This window comes from Shinella sp. Sh6, from assembly GCF_055392685.1.
Window position 1 is genome coordinate 2654631 of the sequence record NZ_AP044005.1, and the last position, 19542, is coordinate 2674172.

Here is a 19542-nt window from a genome sequence, read left to right on the forward strand (position 1 = left end):
GACGGCGAGCCCTTTCAGAACGACCGCGTGAAGCTGAAATCGACGGTCCGGCCCGGAGCCCTGTAACCTTCCTTCGTCTGATACTGCTCGTCGAGGATGTTGGCCACCGAAAGCTTGAACTGCGACTGCCCGTCGAGCGCATAGAGCGCGGTGAAATCCGCCGTGACGTAGTGCGGCAGTTTCCGGGTGTTGGCGGCATCGGCATAGCGCGAGCCGCCATAGAGGACGGCGGCGGAGAATTCGAAATCCGCCGTCGGCTTGTAGGCGAGCCCCACCGTGCCCTTGAAGCGCTCGCTGTAGGAAACATACTTGCCGTGCGTGCCCGGGCTCTTGTTCAGCGGCTCGCGGATGTCGATGCCGAGATTGCCGCTCCATTCCGCATCGAACCGATGCATGAGGGTCGCCTCGAAGCCGGTGATCTGCACGTTCTCGACATTGTCCGGATGCCAGGCGCCGAATGTATTGGCCGGATCGACCGGCGCCCAGTTGATCTGGTCCTTCACCCGCGTGTGGTAGACCGCCATGTCGAGGCTCGTTTCGTCCGCGAACCACCAGTTCAGCCCTATCTCGTAGGAACGTGACCGTTCCGGTCTCAGGTCCGGATTGCCGGACAGGTAAGGGTCCGGATAATAAAGATCGTTGAAGGTCGGCGCGCGAAAGCCCGTCGCGTAGGAGGCGCGCGTCACCAAGCCCTCAACCCATTCATAGCTCGCGCCGATATTGTAGGTGGTGGCGCCGCCGAACTGTTCGTCGTGGTCGTAGCGCAGGCCGCTGTCCACCGTCAGCCCCTCATATTCGAACGAATATTGCCCGAAGACGGCGGCAAGGTCGCGCTCCGTCGTGGCATAGCTGACATTCGAGACGGACGAGCCGCTTACCGTGTCGCGATAGGCTTCCACCCCGCCCACCAGCGTGTGCTTCGCCTCGTCCGTCTCGATGGTCTTCCGCGTCGAGGCGAGAAGGCCGTAGCGCACCGTGTCGAACGTGTCGCCGGTGACGCCCGGCCCGAAATTCGCGGAGTAGTCGAGCGCGCTCATTATCTCCACGGTGGACGACCAGCTGTCGGAATGGTCGATGCGCGCACCGAGGCGGCCGGAAAAATTGTCCGTGTCGACGGCGTTCGCCGGCTGGCGGTCGTACTGGTTGCGGCCGCGCGCATAATGCCCGTCGGCATAGAGGCGTCCCCAGTCGAAATCCTCCGACAGCGAGGCGGTGAACGAGCCCCGGCGGAAGCCGTCCTTGTCGGGTTCGTGCCCGTATGTAGAAGGCAGGGTGAAGTCGTATCCCTCGGTCCCGAACAGCTCAGCGCCGGCGGAATAGTCGACGCCGTCCTCGCTCTGCCCCTGCACATTGCCTGAAACGTAACCGCCCCAGGGATGAAGGATGCCCACGGCGACCGTGCCGCAGCGCGCGCTGCCGTCGGCGCAGGCGCCGCCCTGCCGGGTGACGATGTTGATGATGCCGCCGATGGCATCCGCGCCGTACTGCGCCGAATGCCCGCCCTTGGCGATCTCGATGCGCTCGATCGAGGCAAGCGGGATCGCGGAGAGATTGACGGTTCCCGCCGTTGCCGAGCTGGCGCGAACGCCGTTGACGAGGACCAGCGTCTGCACCGGCGTTGTGCCGCGCAGCGAGACGGTGGAATCGGCGCCCATGCCGCCGTTCGAGGTGATGGTAACGCCCGGATATCCCCTGAGCAGCGCGGTGAGGTCGGACGCGGCGGACCGCCGGATCTCCTCCTCGGTGACGATCGTCACGGAAGACGTCGAGCGCTCCAGGCTCGTTTCGCGGCGGAGCGGCGTCGTGACGACGATGCTTTCAAGCTGCGTGACGCCGTCGTCGCCGGCGGCGGCGCCCTGCGCGGCGGCCGTGCGGACGAGCCCCGCCACCGCCAGGGTGACGATGCCCGTCGTGATAAGGATGGTCTTCAAAATCTGCCCCCAAGGCAAGTGCGGGCGCGTGGGCGCCCTGGTTCGCTACGAACCGCGATCCGGCTTGGAACTGGGAGCGAAAGAAGGTCCACCCCGGTCCGCCCGGCACACGGCAACACAATGTGTCACCGCTACGGACGTCCGCGCCTCGGCACCCCTCGTACCGGGCATGGGTGACTGGAGCGGCAGGTCTCCTGACTTCCGTTTCTACGTCTTTCCTCCGCCTTCCCGGCCGCCGAATGCGGCCAGTGGCAAATGGAAGAAGACTCGACGGTCACAGTTGCGGGGGCAGTCCCGGCTTCGGCCGTCCATCGGCCTTACCGTGTTCCCTTTTAATCCGCCTTTCGGGCGGAGCCGTTTCCAGCGCGGACCCTAGTCACGGGCACCGGGCGCGTCAATCTCCCCGGGGCGGTTGCGAACAGATTGCGGATGCCCGTTTGTCCGCGCGCAAAGAGAAGAGGCGGCGCGCCGCCCCTACTTGATCAGCGGCAGCGACGTGAACTGGTGGAAGGGCGGCGGGGAGGAGAGCGACCATTCGAGCGTGGTGGCCCCATCCCCCCAGGGATTGTCGCCGGCCACGCGCTTCCGCGCGAAGGCCTCCGCGACGGCGATGAAGAAGACGAGGAGGCCGGCGGCGGAGATGTAGGAGCCCGTCGAGGAGACGAAGTTCCACCCGGCGAAGGCGTCAGGATAGTCCGCATAGCGGCGCGGCATGCCGGCAAGCCCGAGGAAATGCTGCGGGAAGAAGACGAGGTTGACGCCGATGAAGGTCAGCCAGAAATGCACTTTGCCGAGCGTCTCGCTCATCAAGTAGCCGCTCATCTTGGGGAACCAGTAGTACCAGGCCGCGAAAATGGCAAAGGCGGCGCCGAGCGACAGGACATAGTGGAAATGCGCGATAACGTAATAGGTATCGTGCAGTTCGCGGTCGAGGCCCGGATTGGCGAGCACCACGCCGGTGACGCCGCCGATGGTGAAGAGCAGCACGAAGCCGGTCGCCCACAGCATCGGCGTCGCAAAACGGATCGAGCCGCCCCACATCGTGGCAAGCCAGGAGAAGACCTTGATGCCCGTCGGCACGGCGATGACCATGGAGGCAAAGGCGAAATAGCGCTGCGAATCCAGTGAAAGCCCGACCGTGAACATGTGGTGCGCCCACACGACGAAGCCGATGACGCTGATCGCCACCATGGCATAGGCCATGCCGAGATAGCCGAAGATCGGTTTACGCGAGAAGGTCGAGATCACATGGCTGACGATGCCGAAGGCCGGCAGGATCATGATGTAGACTTCCGGATGGCCGAAGAACCAGAAGAGATGCTGGTAGAGGATCGGGTCGCCGCCGCCTTCCGGCGCGAAGAAGGTGGTGCCGAAATTGCGGTCGGTGAGGAGCATGGTGACGGCGCCCGCCAGCACCGGCAGCGAGAAGAGCAGCATGAAGGCGGTGACGAGCATCGCCCAGGCGAAGAGCGGCATCTTGTGCAGCGTCATGCCCGGCGCGCGCATGTTGAGGATCGTCGTGATGAAGTTGATCGCACCGAGGATCGACGAGGCGCCGGAAAGGTGGATGGACAGGATGACGAGGTCGACCGCCGGCCCCGGCTGCCCGCCGCTCGAATAAGGCGGATAGAGCGTCCAGCCGCCGCCATGGCCGTTCACGCCGGTGGCGCCCGGCGCGAACATCGACAGGATGAACAGGACGAGCGAGGCGACCAGCAGCCAGAACGAAACGTTGTTCATGCGCGGGAAGGCCATGTCCGGCGCGCCGATCATGATCGGGATGAACCAGTTGCCGAAGCCGCCGATCAGCGCCGGCATGATGACGAAGAAGATCATCACCAGCCCGTGCGCGCTGACGACGACGTTGAAGACGCCCGGATCGGAGAATATCTGCATGCCAGGCTCCTGCAGTTCCATGCGCAGCGCGACGGAAAGGCCGGTGCCGAGAACGCCCGACAGCATGGAGAGCAGCAGATAGAGCGTGCCGATGTCCTTGTGATTGGTGGAAAACAGCCATCGGCCGGCAAACCCCGGCCGCGGATGCGTTGTAGCTTCGCTTGCATGTGACATCACGTTTCTCCCCACCGCCGCCCCCCGAGCCGGCAAACCGAAAGAAGTGTGTGCACCTCATGAATGGAACACAAACGGAATTAAATGCGCCAACAGCGCAAAATAATTGCAGTCAATGGCCGCGCCGACATGAACGGCTCGGAACCATCCGGACACGTTTTGCTACGGGTTCCGATCCACGCCTCCGCGAGGGAGGCGACCCTCGGCAAGCGGCGCGGATACCAGCACCCGGAGTTTCTATCCACGCCTCCGCGAGGGGACTGTTTACCCGGACCGCTTTTTGGATTCTGTTATAGAGGTGATTTGCGGGGAGGCCCACGATGGATTGCCCAAGCTGTGGCGGCACAGATCTGATCAAGCGCGGCAGCAAGGCCGGGCATCAACGCTACCGATGCCGCGCCTGCGGGCGCTATAGCACCGACAGCCCGCCCAAATTCAGCGCCCAGACCAAGGCCATGGCGATCGAGATGTACATGAACAGCATGGGCATTCGGGCGATCGGCCGGGTGCTTCGTGCTTCGCCCGCGACGGTGCTGAACTGGATCCGCAAGGAGCATGCGGTCCTGCAGCACAAGCTGGCCCAGGCCGAGCCGACCGACACCGGGATACCCGATGTCATCGAGATGGACGAGATCTACACCTATGTCCAAAAAAACAGCGGCGGGCGGTGATCTGGACGGCCTATAGCCGTCGCCACCGCCAGGTCGTCGCATACCATATCGGCGACCAGGGCGTGCGCAGCGCCATCGCCATCTACGATCTGGCCAAGGCCGCCGTCGGCCAGATCGGCGCCATCTTCACCGACGCCAATTCCTGCTATCATCTGGCCTTCGAGCGGATCAAGGCGACCGAGCCGCATCGGCAGACCAAGGCGCAGACCCATCTCATCGAGTCCTCGAACGCCTCGTTCCGCGACATGCTGGCCCGCTTCAATCGAAAACAAAACGGGCCTCCAAGTCACTCGAAATGCTCCAGATCACAATCGACATCTTCATCGCAAGAAAGCGCCTCGCGAGTCCAAGATGAACAATCCCCTCCGCGAGGGAGGCGACCGATCAGGCGCCGGGATTGCGTACCTGAAAAAAGGTTTCGATCCACGCCTCCGCGAGGGAGGCGACTTGCTCTGTCCGCTCCCGGATGCGCGCCTTGACGGGTTTCGATCCACGCCTCCGCGAGGGAGGCGACTTGGATTTGCTTCGTCGCGGCATTGTCCGTCGTTGTTTCGATCCACGCCTCCGCGAGGGAGGCGACGTTGTCGCCATGCATACCATAGGAAAGACGGCATAGTTTCGATCCACGCCTCCGCGAGGGAGGCGACGGCAATCAAAGTCTTGCCAAGGCGTTTTTTACGGGTTTCGATCCACGCCTCCGCGAGGGAGGCGACCCGCACGACTGGGGCAGGCGATTAAGGATGCGGTGGTTTCGATCCACGCCTCCGCGAGGGAGGCGACCAAGAGCCAGTGTTGTCACCCGCGCCTTTGCCGTCAGTTTCGATCCACGCCTCCGCGAGGGAGGCGACAAAAGACCTCGTATGTGGTTCCGCCCGGCTGGGAGTTTCGATCCACGCCTCCGCGAGGGAGGCGACGAGCGCCCCGGTCTGGTCAGCCGCTGCGGTAAACCGTTTCGATCCACGCCTCCGCGAGGGAGGCGACGCGCGCAGGTTTCCGACACGCGCCGTGCCCTTGTTGTTTCGATCCACGCCTCCGCGAGGGAGGCGACCTGCCGTATGGGGTCGGGAAGGAACGGCCGGGCACGTTTCGATCCACGCCTCCGCGAGGGAGGCGACGAGCGGCACAGGGTCAAGGCCACCCGCCATCCGGTGTTTCGATCCACGCCTCCGCGAGGGAGGCGACGACCGCGATTTCAACGATGCGCGAGAGATAGCCGTTTCGATCCACGCCTCCGCGAGGGAGGCGACCGTGTCGCGAGCGCCGGCCCAAGCCGTCATGGTGTCGTTTCGATCCACGCCTCCGCGAGGGAGGCGACCCTTCTCCATGCGGTTAGCCAGCCGCCGAAGAGAGTTTCGATCCACGCCTCCGCGAGGGAGGCGACAGGCCGAGCAGCGCCGCGTGCTCTCCGTCTTTGAGTTTCGATCCACGCCTCCGCGAGGGAGGCGACCCAGATGGACGTGGACCTTCACGCCGAATACAAGTTTCGATCCACGCCTCCGCGAGGGAGGCGACGCAAAAGGTCCAATCCAAGCCACGTTCTGATAGACGTTTCGATCCACGCCTCCGCGAGGGAGGCGACCCGACAAGCTCACCCAGGCATCGACCCGTCTGCTGTTTCGATCCACGCCTCCGCGAGGGAGGCGACCTGCTCACCGCGAACCATGAAACCGACCGACGTGTTTCGATCCACGCCTCCGCGAGGGAGACGACCTCCATGGCGAAGACGCGGTCTGCATCCTCGAAACCGTTTCGATCCACGCCTCCGCGAGGGAGGCGACAGCCTGCCATGCCCGTCGATCTTCGACACGTCGGAAGTTTCGATCCACGCCTCCGCGAGGGAGGCGACAGCGGATGGACCACGCCATTGACCTGCCTCCAGAGTTTCGATCCACGCCTCCGCGAGGGAGGCGACAGCGGATGGACCACGCCATTGACCTGCCTCCAGAGTTTCGATCCACGCCTCCGCGAGGGAGGCGACCGCGCTTTTCGCCGCCCCTGCCTACCTCTATGGCGTGTTTCGATCCACGCCTCCGCGAGGGAGGCGACCGGTATGACGGATTGCACGAGCCAGGTTGTCGATGTTTCGATCCACGCCTCCGCGAGGGAGGCGACGCTTCGGGCAGGGGGTTCATTTCCTCGTCATGTGGGTTTCGATCCACGCCTCCGCGAGGGAGGCGACAGCTGTCCGAGGGCGTATCGAGCGCTCCGGTGGTGGTTTCGATCCACGCCTCCGCGAGGGAGGCGACTCGGTGACGTGCCAGCTCCATTGGTACGATTCGGTGTTTCGATCCACGCCTCCGCGAGGGAGGCGACGGTAATCCGGGTGCCCATCTGCCGCCATGTGCGGGTTTCGATCCACGCCTCCGCGAGGGAGGCGACTATGGACCAGTTCGGGCTCAGTGCTGAGTAACTGGTTTCGATCCACGCCTCCGCGAGGGAGGCGACGGCCTCGGTATAAAACATGGATTTTGTTAGTGGAAAAAGGTGGATCAGTGCGGATGAGAGGGAGCATCGGCGCGGTTGCCGCATCGGCAATGCCTGCAAGCTGGAGTTCTTTCACAATTTCAAAGATCTACGTTCAGTGCGAACCAAGCGTATTTTCGCGGCACGCTTCGGATTCGCACCATGATGGACACAACCCGTTGCCACGAGGAAACCGGCTCAGATGATCAAGATGCCGTTCAGGTCGGAGGCGGGCTTTGCGCCCACATGTTCCACGCGCCTGTGCCAGTTGGCGCCGAGATAATAGTAGCGCAGACTGTCGATCTCAGGGCGGATAATGCCTTCCAAACGCGCCTTGAGCTTCGTCCACTGCGCCGGGTCCACCTCGATTTCGAAGACGGAGAACTGGACGCGCTGGCCGTAGTCACGGCAGGCCTTTGCGACGGCCCGCAAACGTGCTGCGCCATTGCCCTCGCTCGTGCGCACATCATAGGTCACAAGAACGAGCATGAGGCACCCTCACTTCCAGAACCAGGGGGGATAGGCATCGAGATCACCGCGCAGATGGCGTGCCAGCATCTGTGCCTGCAGATAGGGAACGAGGCCGAACGGCGCTTTTTCTTCCAGGAATGGATGGATGCGTTCCTCCCGCTTGCGCTCCTGCCAGGCGGTCAGCACGGTTTTGCGCGCATCCTCCTGCATCAGGACGGCGCCACCATCCTGCACGGTGAAATCCCGTGCACGCAATTGCCTTCGGTTGATGAGGGAGAGCGCCAGCCGATCGGCCAGCACCGGACGCATCTCCTCCATGAGATCGAGCGCCAAGCTGGGACGTCCCGGCCTGTCCCGGTGCAGGAAGCCCGCTGCCGGATCGAGCCCCACGCTTTCCAGCGCCGAGCGGCAGTCATGCGTGAGTAACGTATAGAGAAAAGACAAAAGAGCGTTGACCGCATCCAGGGGCGGGCGGCGGGAGCGCCCCCGCCAGCGCATTTCCGGATCGGGCGAACGGATCAAGTGGTCGAAGACGGAGAAGTAGAGATTGGCCGCCTCCCCCTCCGAACCACGCATCTTCTCTAACGTATCGTCGGCCCGCTCGACCCGCCGCAGAATATGCGCGAGACGATCCGTGACGATGCCGATGGCGTTGCGCGCGGTATCCTCATAGGTCTCACCGTAATCCCGGAGCGAGCGCATCAGCACCGCGCGCTGGTTCGCCACCTTGCCGATGACAATCGATCGCACGATGTCCTCCGGCGCATCGCACAGGCGATACTGGGCACGGCGCAACAAGATGTTGCCGCTGACCGGCCCCTCCATCCTGGCCTGGAAGTGGCCGTTGCGATCGAGAAAGGTCAGCGTGATACCGGCAGCCGCAAGCGCAGCCATGAGAGGCGGCGAGACGAACACGGCCCCGAAGACGACCACGGCGGACAACATATGCAGGGGAACACGGCTTTTCTCCGCGTTGTCCACGTCGGCGACAAGGTTTTCACCGTCCTTGCGTAAAGCGGCTCCTTCGGTCGTCACGTAAATCGTGTTGAGCATCTTCTTCATGGAGGTGGCTCCGCCGTAAGCGTCCGCTCCACCATGCGCGACCGCCATGCCCGCACGGGTCGCGCGACGATATCGGGCTGGCAAAGCCCCAGAAGCGAGCAAGCCCGACAGCGCTCCCGCTTCGCGGTCGGCGGCGGCGTCCTGCCGGAGGCAAGAATATCCGCCAGTTCGCCAATCACATCCTCCGTCTGCCGGCGCAACGCGGTATCGAAGGACACTGCAAGACGACGCTTCGTTTCGGCATAGAACAGGGCACCTTCCGGCACCGGCCTCCCGGTCATTTCCTCAAGACAGAGCGCCTGTGCGCAAAGCTGCACTTCGTCGGCACGGTGCAGTTTCGGCTTGCCGCGCTTGTACTCGATGGGAAAGGCGGCTTCTCCCTCCCCATCCGGCAGGAACTCCACGACATCGGCAATACCCGAAATGTTGAGGCGGCGGGATGCAACGGGCAACGACATGACGCGGCGAAGCCCTCTGACCTTGCGCGACCCGCCTTTGTCGGCCACGGTGTGCAGCACTTTGCCTTCCGCCGTAAACCGGTTGTCGGCCCAGAGCCGCTCAAGATGAATGAGCGCGGCCTGGCGCAGACAATAGACCGCGTGCTGCAGGGCGGAGAGCGGAATGGGCTCCCCGGCACCCTTGCCGTCATCGTCCGCCCCCGTCGCCATGGCTCAAAGCAGCTCCAAAATCTCCACGCCGTCAGGCAGATTGTCGCGATCGATGGCGACGATATAGTCCGAGAAGGCCCGCGCCGGCGGCAGGTTGTCCAGCCGCTGATCGATGACGCGAAACTCGCCCTCGACATTGCGGCCGATCCGGATCCGGTCGAACAGGGCGTGCGCGGGGGCGTTGCCGAGCGCGTTGCCATGCTTGAATACGATCAGCTTGCGCGTCGCCATTTCACCGCGCGCGGCGGAACGGTCATGCTCGAACATGGTGCCGAGCGCTTCGAACAGCAAGGCGAGGTCGCTTTCCGAAAACCCCGTGCGTTCCGCAAATTTGGCCGAGATGAAGCCATGCGCGACATAGAGCCCGTAGGGAACGATATGCTTGCGCCCCATGGTGCGATTGTCGGTGCGGTCGCTGGAATCGTCGCCCTCGGCCTTCTGCTTCTTTTCCGCCTCGTTGGTGGCGGCCATGCGCGTGATGGAGATTTCGAGCGGCAGGATCGGCTCGACGGAGCGGGCGAAGGTCAGCTGCACCGGCCCTTTCACCTGCCCGGCATTCACCCCCGTCGACATGACCGCGCCGAAGGTGCGCACATCGAAGAAGTTGTCGCACATGAAGGCCGTCACCGCCTTCGCTTCGGCGTCGTCCTTGGGGTTCAGCTTGGCATCCTTGTCAACCTTGGGATCGTCCTTGCGGATGGCGCGATAGGCCTGGCGGTGCTTGTCGTTGAGGATGGCGCCCTCCTCGACATAGATGTGGAAACCGTCCTCGCCGTGACGGGCCAGATCGACATAGTTGCGGATCTTGCGCTTGAGGCTGACATCGGTCACCAACCCCCTGTTGGTCTCAGGATCGAGCCGCGGCAGGTTGCCCGCATCCGGATCGCCATTGGGGTTGCCGTTGACGACCTCGAAGATCAGCACGAAATCATAGCGATTAGCAATCGTGGTCATGCGTCGATCTCCTCGGGAGCAATGGCTTCAGCCGGCTTTTTGAAAAATTCGTTTCGTTGATGATAATAACCGAGGCCGAAAAGCGCCTGGTCCGCGGCGGAAAGCGAGGTGGGGAACGGATCGTCGCCGGGGCTCATCAGGTCCATGATGGCGCCGACCTGCTTTTCGAGGACCACCTTGTAGCCAGGCTTCTGCTTGCCGACCTTGGACAGGTGATTGGCGGAGCCGCTTTCGAGAAGATGGAAGACCTTGCGCGGCTGGGCAGACGCCGAGCCGTAGAACTTGTCCTTGATCGTGGCATTGACCTTCGCGCCGAGCGCGGCGGTCTGGATATGCTCATAGACGGCAAACAGCCGCCCCAGCAGGTAGCCCTTGTTGTCATTTTTCGGGTCGAACGCCACGGGTGTCTTCTCCCTTTTGAAATTGCGAACAAGCAGCGCCTTGAGAATGCCGGCGCGCAAGGCGTTGATCTCGCCATCGGCGCGGATGCGGGTCAGCACCGACGACAGGAGCGTCAGGGGGTAGTAAGTGCCCGACAGGATCGAGCGCATCCACTCGCCGGCAAGGTTCGGCGTGATGTTCTCGCTTTTGCCGAGAACGGCGGTTTCGCGAAGATAGCGCCAGAGCGGGGGGAACGGATTGTGCGGCGGCGGCTCGATCCGCATATCGGCAACGAATTCTTGGTAGTGCCGCGTCAGCTCGCCGAAGCTGCCGGAATAGAAGAAGCGGATGGAGAGCCGGGCGGCATTCGGCGCAAGGCCCAGGACATAGAACTGCACATCGCCGAGATCGGGTTCCACCTCCTCCAGCGGAATTCCCTTGCGGATCTGTTCAAGCCGCTCGTGAATGCGCTTCGTGCCGGTCTTTTCCTCCTGCTGCATGTCCTCTGCCGCGTCGAAGAAGGCCGGAAACATCGCCTCGGCATCGTCCACGTCCGCAAGCTTCGACGCATCCGCCCAGAACACCGTCGAGGCGTCGCCGATCTGGATGCGATGGCCGCTGTCCTTTTCCAGAAAACGGTTGAGCGCCGTCGTGTAGGCGAAGGCGGCAGCTTCGGAGACGGGGGCATTGTCGCCCTGCTCGTGGTCATAGGAGGTGAAAGCATCGAGATTGAAGGAGACCAGCGCCGCTCCGGAGGATTGCGCGCCCCAGACACCCTTGATCGACGGATGAAGGCGTGCGACCGCGCCAGGCTCTCCACGAACGAGGCAGATTTGCGGTTCGCCGCTTTCCTGTGACGATAGACGCTCCCATAGCGATTTGGCTGCCGGACGGTCGTGAAGGAAAAGGTGCGCCCGGCGGTCGCTCTCCAGGGCGAAGACCACGTTCTGGTCCTTCATCTCGTCCTGCCAAGGCGGCGCGTTGAATTGTTCCGGCGACCAGTTTTTCAAAAACAACGCAAAGGCGCGCAAGCCGGGGTCGTCACTGTCGCCGATCTCTTCGATATGCCGGTCCACGAATGCCAGATGTTCGTCCGCCGTGCGCCGCCCCTCGCCCGCAGTCATGCCAAGCACATAGGAGGTCTTGTCCCAGAGAAAGTTCGGCGCGATGCCTGCCGTACGCTTCACCGGCTGCGGCACCAGCATCGCGCGGGGCCGCGCTTTCCGGCCTTCGCCCTCGCGCCAGTCCGTGACGCTCGCGACAGTGCCGTCTTCGTTCAGCCCGACGACGACGCCGATCTTTTCCGACGAATAGCCGAACGGCGGCGCATTCGGCAGGCGCTCATAGGCATTGGCAAGGGAGGAAAGGATCGTCATCGTCGAATCTCCGGGGATTGCGGCGGCGGAACCCGCACCACGCCGTTGTCGAGCGCGGCGCGGAAGAACAGCGAGGGACGCCCGGCCGCGGCATGATCGATGTCGAAAAGCATGAAGCCGAGGTCGCGGCTCTCGGCAATCGCTGGCGGCAGCGCCGTCTCGGGTGGCACCAGTTCGAAATGCGCGGTAAATTCCCGCGTACCGAGACAGGGCTGGTGGAAGCACTGCCCCCTGGCGGCACGGCGGTTGAAAATATCGAGATGCTTGCCCTCGTTGTCATCGGGGCCGGCATTCTTCGTCAGTTCGAAATGCGCCTCGATAATATAGGCCGGCTTTACCAGCACGGTCGCGGCGCGCTGCTGGCGGTCCTCGTCCACCAGCAGGTTCAGCCCTTCGAGATCGCCGCGCTTCATCGCCGACCTGATCTTGCCCGCCGGCGCCTTGTGGCCGACCTCATTGCGCCGGATTGACTGGAAACAGATGGGCTCCAGCACATGGATCGCTTCGATCACCCAGCGAATGGCCGGCTTCCAGTGGATTGCCTCCAGCAGGCCCCGCGCGGCGGAGGGCGTCATCACGTCGTAGGAGACACGTTCGACCTTCATCTCGGGACGTGTGAAGCAGGCATAGTCGCCCCAGACTTTCAGGCGAATTCCGTAGGTCATTCACGCCCTCCCCAGAAGAAGTCACTTAAAAATGCGTGCGATACTCACCCGCAGCAAAGCGGGTAAGTATTTCAGTGCGCTAAAGATTACAGATTTCTATCCGCGCCATCAGGCGACCAACGAGACTCAAATCTGCCGGAATATGATCCGCAAAATCAGAGCTCACCTCAAGCAAAGGCTCGAGCCAACGTGGAAGACGACACTTAAGCATACGACCTCCCCTCATCACTAGGAAAATCATAAATGACTAATTAAGCTCCGTCAACGCCGCATATTCCTGTACTCTTTAGCTAGAAAATCATATCCTCCACGCCAAGATAACCGGCATCCTCCCAAAGCATTCCAACATCCTGTCGATACAGACTGTTCGTCCGCAGAACCGCAAACTGGCCCCCCCTCCATTGCGGCGCGACAAAGGCGACATGACCATTTTCGATCAACAGCGTTCTCGCCTTCGGCGGCACCTGAACCACTGAGGATTGCAATCTTCTCGCCAGCAATCCAGAGGGGATATTCTCTATCCCCAGATCATCGACGGCTTTCCGTGCATCTTCATCCAGTGCCACGATCACCGGCGCCAGCCCGCTTTCTATGAGGCGGAAATTCTGGCCCACCGTGCGATAGTCGAAATGGCAGCCGGTGCGGTTGCTGAGCTCGAAGCGGCCGAGGATTTTCTTCGCGTCCATGCCCTCGCCCATGCGCCAGTAGACCTCGCCGAAATAATCCTCCACGGCGGCAAGCGAGGTCAGGTCGGCATGATTGCCGATGATCCGCTGCATGTCGCCGATCAGCCCGCGGATTTCGGCGGGCGGGCGGTAGTCTGGCGGCTTGAACACCGTGACGATGCTGTCGTCGCGGCCGCGTCGGCCTTCCCTGTTGACCCGGCCCGCCGCCTGGATGATCTGGTCCAGCCCTGCCTCCGCCCGCCAGGCGACGGGAAAATCGACATCGACGCCGGCCTCGATCAGGCTTGTCGCGATCAGGCGACAAGGCCGCCCGTCCTTGAGCCGCTCTCTCACGTCGGCCAGAATACGCCGCCGGTGCCCAGCATATTGCCGGGTGCTGAGATGGATGAGCCCCGCCAGCCCGGCCTCCTCAGCCTGCCGGTAGAGTTCCAGCGCATGGCGCCGGCTGTTGACGATGACCAGAGCCTGATCGTGCGGTGCCAAGGCGTCGAGCAGCGCCGCATTGTCCATCTCGCCCGCATGGACGATGCGGGTGCGTGCCAGCTTTGTTGCCAGTCCGGCCGGATCGGGCGCAAGCTCGCGGCCTTCCAGCGGCAGCCCGCCCGGCAGTTCGGGCCGCCTGCCAAGCGCCGGCTGCGTCGCCGTGCAGAGCACGACGGTGCAGCCATAGCTGCGCGCCAGCTCTTCCAGCGCCCGCATGATCGGCATCAACAGGGCCCTCGGCAAGGTTTGCGCTTCATCGAGAATGATGATCGAACCGGCAATATTGTGCAGCTTGCGGGCGCGCGAAGGGCGGGCCGTGAACAGGCTTTCAAAAAGCTGGACCGTCGTCGTGACGACGACAGGGGCTGCCCAGTCCTCCATGGCAAGCTTCAGCTTGTCCTTGCGCTCGCGACTGTTGCGATCGAAGGCCTCTTCCTCGATGGCGGAATGATGTTCGAGGACATTGTCCTCGCCCAGAACGAAGCGGAAAATCTCTGCTGTCTGATCGATGATACTGGTGAACGGAATGGAATAGATGATCCGGCGATGACCATGCCGGCGGGCGTGATCCAGCGCGAAACCGAGAGAGGCCAGGGTCTTGCCGCCGCCGGTCGGCACGGTGAGGGTGAAAAGGCCCGGTTCCCTCTCCGCCCCGGCGCGCACATGGGTCAGCACGTCGCGGCGCAGCTGGTTCAATGCACCGTCCCGCCCCGAAAATGAGGCCATATGGGCATCAAAGCGTGCGACGAACTCACCGATCACGGCGGACAAAGCCGGCCAGTCTCGGTCCGCCACCTTCTCGCCGAGCGCCTCGTAAAACCTTTCGGTGTCCAAAAAATCCGCGTCGACCAGCGCCGAGAACAGCATCCGCCCCATGAAAGCCAAGGAGAAAGCATGCCCGGCCTTGTCAGCCGGGAAACGCTGGATCATGTCGGGAACCAGCCCTGAAACCTCAGCCTTCAACTCCTCCATCCAGACCGGATCGATCGCCAGCAGCTGTTTCATGCGATGGTCGAAGGTTCCAGGTCCATCCAGCCGGTCGGGCAAGCCCGCATGATGCCCGAGGATGCAATAACCGATGATCTGGGCCATGACGGCATCGCTCCCCTTCGTCAGATCACGCAAGACCTGAGCACCGGCCGTAGAGTGATCGACCGCCTCCTTCGCACCTTCCAGGCGTCGCTGAAAAGGCTGGGTATACTTTCCGAGATCGTGGAAAAGCCCCGCAACAAAGGCCGCCCATTCAAGGCCGAAAGGACGCGCCCTGTATCCCGCCAGTCGCGCAACGGCGAACAGATGCTCCTTCAGAAGCTGCCAGTCGGATTTGTCCGACCCTCGACCAGAATGTGCATAATAGCTCATGCTCTCCCCCCATAGGTGTAGAATGCACGACATAGATCGGGCCGGCAATGCATCGATGGATTGTGCTCATTAGCACCGGCGTGGCATTGCGTTTTCGATTTCGGATACGACCTAGGATTGAGCGGTGTGGCGAGGGGTTAGGATGCACGCGAGCAGCACAGAACACAAAAATAATTCACTTCGACGACTGCATGAGTGGCCGCCGATATGCCGTTGGACGTTCGGCTGGAAGGCGCCAAGCCGTCGCTCCGACACACCCCTCAGACCGCTCCGACGTAGTCTTGAGCGGCCTGGAGCCGGGCGATATCCTGGCGCGGCGGCGCGCCGAACAGGCGGCGATACTCGCGGCTGAATTGTGACGGGCTGTCATAGCCAACGGCAAATCCGGCCAACCCGGCGCTCACGCCGCCCGCCAGCATCAGGCGCCGCGCTTCCTGCAGACGCAGCTGCTTCTGATACTCGAGCGGGGTCATCCGCGTGATCGCCTTGAAATGCTGGTGAAGCGACGAGGGGCTCATGCCCGCCGAGACCGCGATCTCGTCGATCCTCAGCTGGGTCTGAAAACCCCTTGCGGATCGTGGCGATGGCGCGGTTGTCTGGTTCAGTCGGCTGTCGGCGGACGCCATGTGGCGCGGCAGAGGCCCGTGCGGCCCGGTGAGCAGCCGATAGAGGATATCGCGCTCGGCCAGCGGCGCGAGCACGGCGATGTCATGGAGGCGATCAAGCAGCCCGACCAGCCGACAGGCGGCATCGATCAGGTCAGGATCGCCCGGATAGACCGCCAAAACTGAAAGATCGTGCCGAGGTGCCTTGCCGCATTCGTCGACCAGGAGGTCGGCGAGCGACGCCAGATCGAGATCGATCTTGCAGCAGAAATACGGTATGCCCGGGCTTGCTTCTATCACATCACCGACCAGCGGCAGATCGACCGAGACGAGCAGATAGCGCGAGGCGTCGTAGTGCTCGCCCAGTGATACAGGTTTGCCCCCTGGGTGATCAGACAAAGCGAGGCTTCGTAGACAGCCGGTGTTGTGTGACAGAGAATACCGGAATTACGAGATTAACCGATATTATCTGGGTTCTCGCGGTTTTCGATAATGAAACAAGGTTCTTAGCAGAACCGTTCGTGCGTTAACGGGCGAACGGTTTTTGACACTTCGATTGGCTGATTTCGATCTATTTATGCCAATCCTGCGGGAATTGCCGACCCTCTTCAAAATCGCCTTCAAATGCAGGTCTCGCGTCTTTAAATCCTTGGTAAGAAAGGTGTTTTGCCTTTCAGACGCGACGGCGACGGGGCCTCCATTTGGGGGCAGGCAGCCGCGATGGCAATTCGAAGTTTGACAATCCCGGAATCCTGCACGCGTCGAGAAATAAACCATCGAAAGAGCGCGTCAAACCTGCACCGCAGCCCTACTCAAAGAGGCGTCATGGGTTTGCAAAAACCCGGCCAGATCGCTCGCTAAAGCGGCTCGCGAAGCCAAATGAGATGCGGGCCATGGCCTACGCCAAACGATGGATCGCGAGGACGGCGGCACACTCATGCATCGTGGGGCAGCGGACGGCCTTCGGCAAGCGGTCGGGGAGCATCTGCCACGCCTTTGCATAGTCGCCCTGGGCAGCGTTGGCGAGGCGGAGAAGTAGAGGAGCCACGGCGACGTGACTTTCGGGTCTGCAACTAAAGCGAGCGCTTCTTGGACGAGGTTACGCATGACAAGCTACCTTCGAACGGGCATCGAAACTGGTTTGAAGATGGCTTGAGGCGGCGGTGCTGTGAATGACGAATGCGCCAGCCAAAATCGACATGAAAAAGGGCGCGGCCTTCAATCACGCCCTTCCCGGATCGCAGATGATCAGACGGCCTTTCGGCCCTCCGCCTCCGGTCCTTTCAGGCGGGCGATGATACGCTCTGCAGACGCCTTCCTGAGATTGAGCGCCTGCGAAAGATCGGTCGGTGTCGCACCCTTCGCGAGGCCATGAGCGATCATGCTTTTGCGGAAGTCGAGCGTTCTGCATGCCTGGCTTCGCGGGTTCAGCGCGTTTGCTTCGTCCATGGCCGCGCCGGAAACCTCGACCAGCTTCGTCATGATAAGCTTGTGGGTCAGGTGCATACCGAAAGAATATTTACTTCGTCATCGGCTCCCTCAATCAACGCAAGGCTCATGTGATTATATTCAAGCATTCTCTCTAAGGCTCTCGCGGGTACCTACATCCGAGTGCCTTTGGACAGAGAATTCCTTGCGGCGCGGTATATTCGGTTCGGATTTACGCATGGCACGATCGCGCGGCTTCTGAGAAGAACCGAGAGCGGCGTGACGCAGTTCATTGCGAGGGTAAAGGAAAGTGAGGACGGCTGATCGACCGGCTCGCCGCGTCGTATCCGGTGTGGAAGTCGTCATGATCCCACTTGCAGACTACGCGGCATTGCTCGAATGTAGGAAGGAACTGCAAGAGAGCAGGCTCACGATTCAGCAGTTCATCACCGGTCGAAGGTCCGTCATAGATCGCAACCCAGAAGTTGCAATCTTCCTCGCGAAGAATTTCGGGCTCGTACCGATGAAAGACCTTCTGAGAGATTGCCGGCGTCAGTTCGGCCGCAACCGTACGCCGTCTCAATCAGCAGCATACCGCTATTGGGCGGCGGTGCGGAAAAGGTCTTCGAAACCGTCTTGATTCGCCTTCAAAGCCACTTCGAGCAAAAAGTGATTATTCCGGTTTTGCGTGTTAAAATTCCGAAAATTCGTGTCACGCTACATTCGTTGGGGGGAAGATGGTAGCGGAGGAGGGATTCGAACCCCCGACACAAGGATTATGATTCCTCTGCTCTAACCTACTGAGCTACTCCGCCGCCCGAAGGGACGATCGAGAACGATCACCCGTTTCCGTCCGGTGCGCGGCTTATAAGGTGCTGTTCCCGCGGGTGTCAAGCGACGTTCGCAGGAAAAATCGCCTTATCCGCAAAGGCCTTGCCGGGCGGGGCGCCTCAGGCCGCCGCGGGGGTGGAAAGGATGCGCTTCAGCGCGTCCTCGGCCGCGGCCTCGCGCTCGGAGCGCAGGATGAAGCCGCCGCCGTAGATGCGCGCGTCCTCGCCTTCGCCGGAATAGAGGGCGCAGGCCTGGCCGGGCGCGACGCCGGGCTCGCCCTCGGCAAGCTCCACGTAGATGCCGCCCTCGCTGGCCGCAAGGCGCGCCGGGCGCGGCGGGCGGGTGGAGCGGACCTTCGCGAAGCAATCGAAGCCGCCGGCGGCGACCGCCGCAAGCTCGCCGTCGCCGAGCCAGTTGATGTCGCGCAGGTAGAGCCGGCGCGTTTCCAGCGCTTGCCTGGGGCCGACGATGACGCGGCGCGAGCGGGCGTCGAGATAGACGACATAGAGCGGCTCGCCCGTCGCGATGCCGATGCCGCGGCGCTGGCCGATCGTATAGTGCAGGATGCCCTCGTGGCGGCCAAGCACGCGCCCGTCGATATGGACGATCTCGCCGGCCAGCGCCGCATTCGGCTTCAGCTTGTTGACGATGTCGGAATACTTGCCCTGCGGCACGAAGCAGATGTCCTGGCTGTCCGCCTTCTTGGCGACGACGAGGCCCATCTCCTCGGCAAGCGCCCGGGTCTCGGCCTTGGAGAGATGGCCGAGCGGAAAGCGCAGATAATCGATCTGCTCCTGCGTGGTGGCGAAGAGGAAATAGCTCTGGTCGCGCTCGGCATCGACCGGCCGGTAAAGCGCGCGGCGATGCGGCGCGCCCGGCACCGGGTTCGGGCGCGAGCGGATGTAATGGCCCGTCGCCAGCGCATCGGCGCCGAGATCCTTGGCGGTCGCAAGGAGATCGGCGAACTTGACCGTCTGGTTGCAGGCAACGCAGGGGATCGGCGTCTCGCCCGCGACATAGCTCTCGGCGAAGGGATTGATCACCGTCTCGCGGAAGCGCTTCTCGTAGTCGAGAACGTAGTGCGGGATGCCGAGCGTCTCGCAGACGCGGCGCGCATCGTCGATGTCCTGGCCCGCGCAGCACGAGCCGGCGCGGTGCACGGCCGCGCCGTGGTCGTAGAGCTGCAGGGTGATGCCGAGGACGTCGTAGCCTTCGCGTTTGAGGATGCCGGCCACGACGGAGCTGTCGACGCCGCCCGACATGGCGACGACGACGCGCGTATCTTCCGGCTTGCGATCGAAATCGAGACTGTTCACGCGAGGTCCGTTCCGGTGCCGCCTCGCCGCAGGGCTGGAGTGCAGGCACCTGTCAATTGGGGCCGAAACCGGCCGTTGCGGCGTCCCGTTGCCTGTGGAGCGCCTTCGGGGCGACATAT

14 protein-coding genes, 1 tRNA gene, 1 pseudogene, 1 CRISPR repeat array and 1 riboswitch are annotated in these 19542 nt (G+C 62.5%); of the genes and pseudogenes, 3 read left to right on the forward strand and 13 right to left on the reverse strand.

Annotation, left to right across the window (positions count from 1 at the left end; genetic code table 11):
* Window positions 1-14 precede the first annotated feature (14 nt).
* Together ACZ5TO_RS12735 and ctaD are read right to left on the reverse strand one after the other, a co-directional pair.
* Entirely contained in the window at window positions 15-1931 is a 1917-nt protein-coding gene (locus ACZ5TO_RS12735; protein WP_464798349.1) for a TonB-dependent receptor plug domain-containing protein, read from the reverse strand.
* Between the two features lie 167 nt (window positions 1932-2098).
* A riboswitch (cobalamin riboswitch) is annotated at window positions 2099-2305 on the reverse strand.
* Window positions 2306-2405: 100 nt separating this feature from the next.
* Window positions 2406-4001 carry a cytochrome c oxidase subunit I gene (gene ctaD, locus ACZ5TO_RS12740; RefSeq protein WP_464798350.1) on the reverse strand — a complete coding sequence of 532 codons (1596 nt, stop codon included), beginning with the start codon at window positions 3999-4001 and terminating at the stop codon, window positions 2406-2408.
* A 320-nt stretch (window positions 4002-4321) separates the two neighbouring features.
* Here ctaD and ACZ5TO_RS12745 point away from each other — a divergent pair, with 320 nt between their 5' ends.
* Both ACZ5TO_RS12745 and ACZ5TO_RS12750 read left to right on the forward strand, forming a co-directional pair.
* The gene (locus ACZ5TO_RS12745; protein ID WP_184140593.1) at window positions 4322-4672 is read left to right on the forward strand and encodes an IS1 family transposase; all 351 of its coding nucleotides are present in this window, start codon (window positions 4322-4324) and stop codon (window positions 4670-4672) included.
* Window positions 4669-4884: pseudogene (locus tag ACZ5TO_RS12750) on the forward strand (hypothetical protein); the annotation flags it as partial. The gene ACZ5TO_RS12745 and the pseudogene ACZ5TO_RS12750, both read left to right, overlap by 4 nt.
* Before the next feature lie 203 nt (window positions 4885-5087).
* Window positions 5088-7117: a CRISPR direct-repeat array (repeat unit 32 nt; unit sequence GTTTCGATCCACGCCTCCGCGAGGGAGGCGAC).
* A 216-nt stretch (window positions 7118-7333) separates the two neighbouring features.
* On the opposite strand, the gene cas2 reads toward ACZ5TO_RS12750, so the two are convergent.
* From cas2 to ACZ5TO_RS12795, 9 genes are all read right to left on the reverse strand, one after another.
* Window positions 7334-7624, reverse strand: coding sequence for a CRISPR-associated endonuclease Cas2 (gene cas2 / locus ACZ5TO_RS12755; protein ID WP_464798351.1), 291 nt, complete (start codon window positions 7622-7624; stop codon window positions 7334-7336).
* A gap of 9 nt (window positions 7625-7633) precedes the next feature.
* Entirely contained in the window at window positions 7634-8668 is a 1035-nt protein-coding gene (gene cas1c / locus ACZ5TO_RS12760; protein WP_464798352.1) for a type I-C CRISPR-associated endonuclease Cas1c, read from the reverse strand.
* The gene (gene cas4, locus ACZ5TO_RS12765; protein ID WP_464798353.1) at window positions 8665-9336 is read right to left on the reverse strand and encodes a CRISPR-associated protein Cas4; all 672 of its coding nucleotides are present in this window, start codon (window positions 9334-9336) and stop codon (window positions 8665-8667) included. Before cas4 ends, cas1c begins: the two co-directional genes overlap by 4 nt.
* 3 nt (window positions 9337-9339) lie before the next feature.
* Window positions 9340-10290, reverse strand: a complete 951-nt coding sequence (cas7c, locus tag ACZ5TO_RS12770; protein WP_464798354.1) for a type I-C CRISPR-associated protein Cas7/Csd2 — start codon at window positions 10288-10290, stop codon at window positions 9340-9342.
* Entirely contained in the window at window positions 10287-12047 is a 1761-nt protein-coding gene (gene cas8c, locus ACZ5TO_RS12775; RefSeq protein ID WP_464800390.1) for a type I-C CRISPR-associated protein Cas8c/Csd1, read from the reverse strand. The genes cas7c and cas8c overlap by 4 nt, the downstream gene beginning before the upstream one ends.
* The gene (cas5c, locus tag ACZ5TO_RS12780; RefSeq protein ID WP_464798355.1) at window positions 12044-12712 is read right to left on the reverse strand and encodes a type I-C CRISPR-associated protein Cas5c; all 669 of its coding nucleotides are present in this window, start codon (window positions 12710-12712) and stop codon (window positions 12044-12046) included. Before cas5c ends, cas8c begins: the two co-directional genes overlap by 4 nt.
* A 290-nt stretch (window positions 12713-13002) precedes the next feature.
* The gene (gene cas3, locus ACZ5TO_RS12785) at window positions 13003-15243 is read right to left on the reverse strand and encodes a CRISPR-associated helicase Cas3' (protein ID WP_464798356.1); all 2241 of its coding nucleotides are present in this window, start codon (window positions 15241-15243) and stop codon (window positions 13003-13005) included.
* Window positions 15244-15503: 260 nt separating this feature from the next.
* Window positions 15504-16247 (reverse strand): AraC family transcriptional regulator, encoded by a 744-nt coding sequence (locus tag ACZ5TO_RS12790; RefSeq protein ID WP_464798357.1) that lies wholly within the window; start codon window positions 16245-16247, stop codon window positions 15504-15506.
* 849 nt (window positions 16248-17096) lie between these two features.
* Window positions 17097-17330 (reverse strand): hypothetical protein, encoded by a 234-nt coding sequence (locus tag ACZ5TO_RS12795; protein WP_464798358.1) that lies wholly within the window; start codon window positions 17328-17330, stop codon window positions 17097-17099.
* Between the two features lie 310 nt (window positions 17331-17640).
* Here ACZ5TO_RS12795 and ACZ5TO_RS12800 point away from each other — a divergent pair, with 310 nt between their 5' ends.
* Window positions 17641-17916 (forward strand): hypothetical protein, encoded by a 276-nt coding sequence (locus ACZ5TO_RS12800; RefSeq protein ID WP_464798359.1) that lies wholly within the window; start codon window positions 17641-17643, stop codon window positions 17914-17916.
* Between the two features lie 98 nt (window positions 17917-18014).
* Here the strand turns inward: ACZ5TO_RS12800 and ACZ5TO_RS12805 are convergent.
* Window positions 18015-18091: transfer RNA gene (locus ACZ5TO_RS12805), tRNA-Met, on the reverse strand.
* Window positions 18092-18226: 135 nt separating this feature from the next.
* Complete coding sequence (gene mnmA / locus ACZ5TO_RS12810; protein WP_464798360.1) at window positions 18227-19423, reverse strand: tRNA 2-thiouridine(34) synthase MnmA; 1197 nt, start codon at window positions 19421-19423, stop codon at window positions 18227-18229.
* Window positions 19424-19542 lie beyond the last annotated feature (119 nt).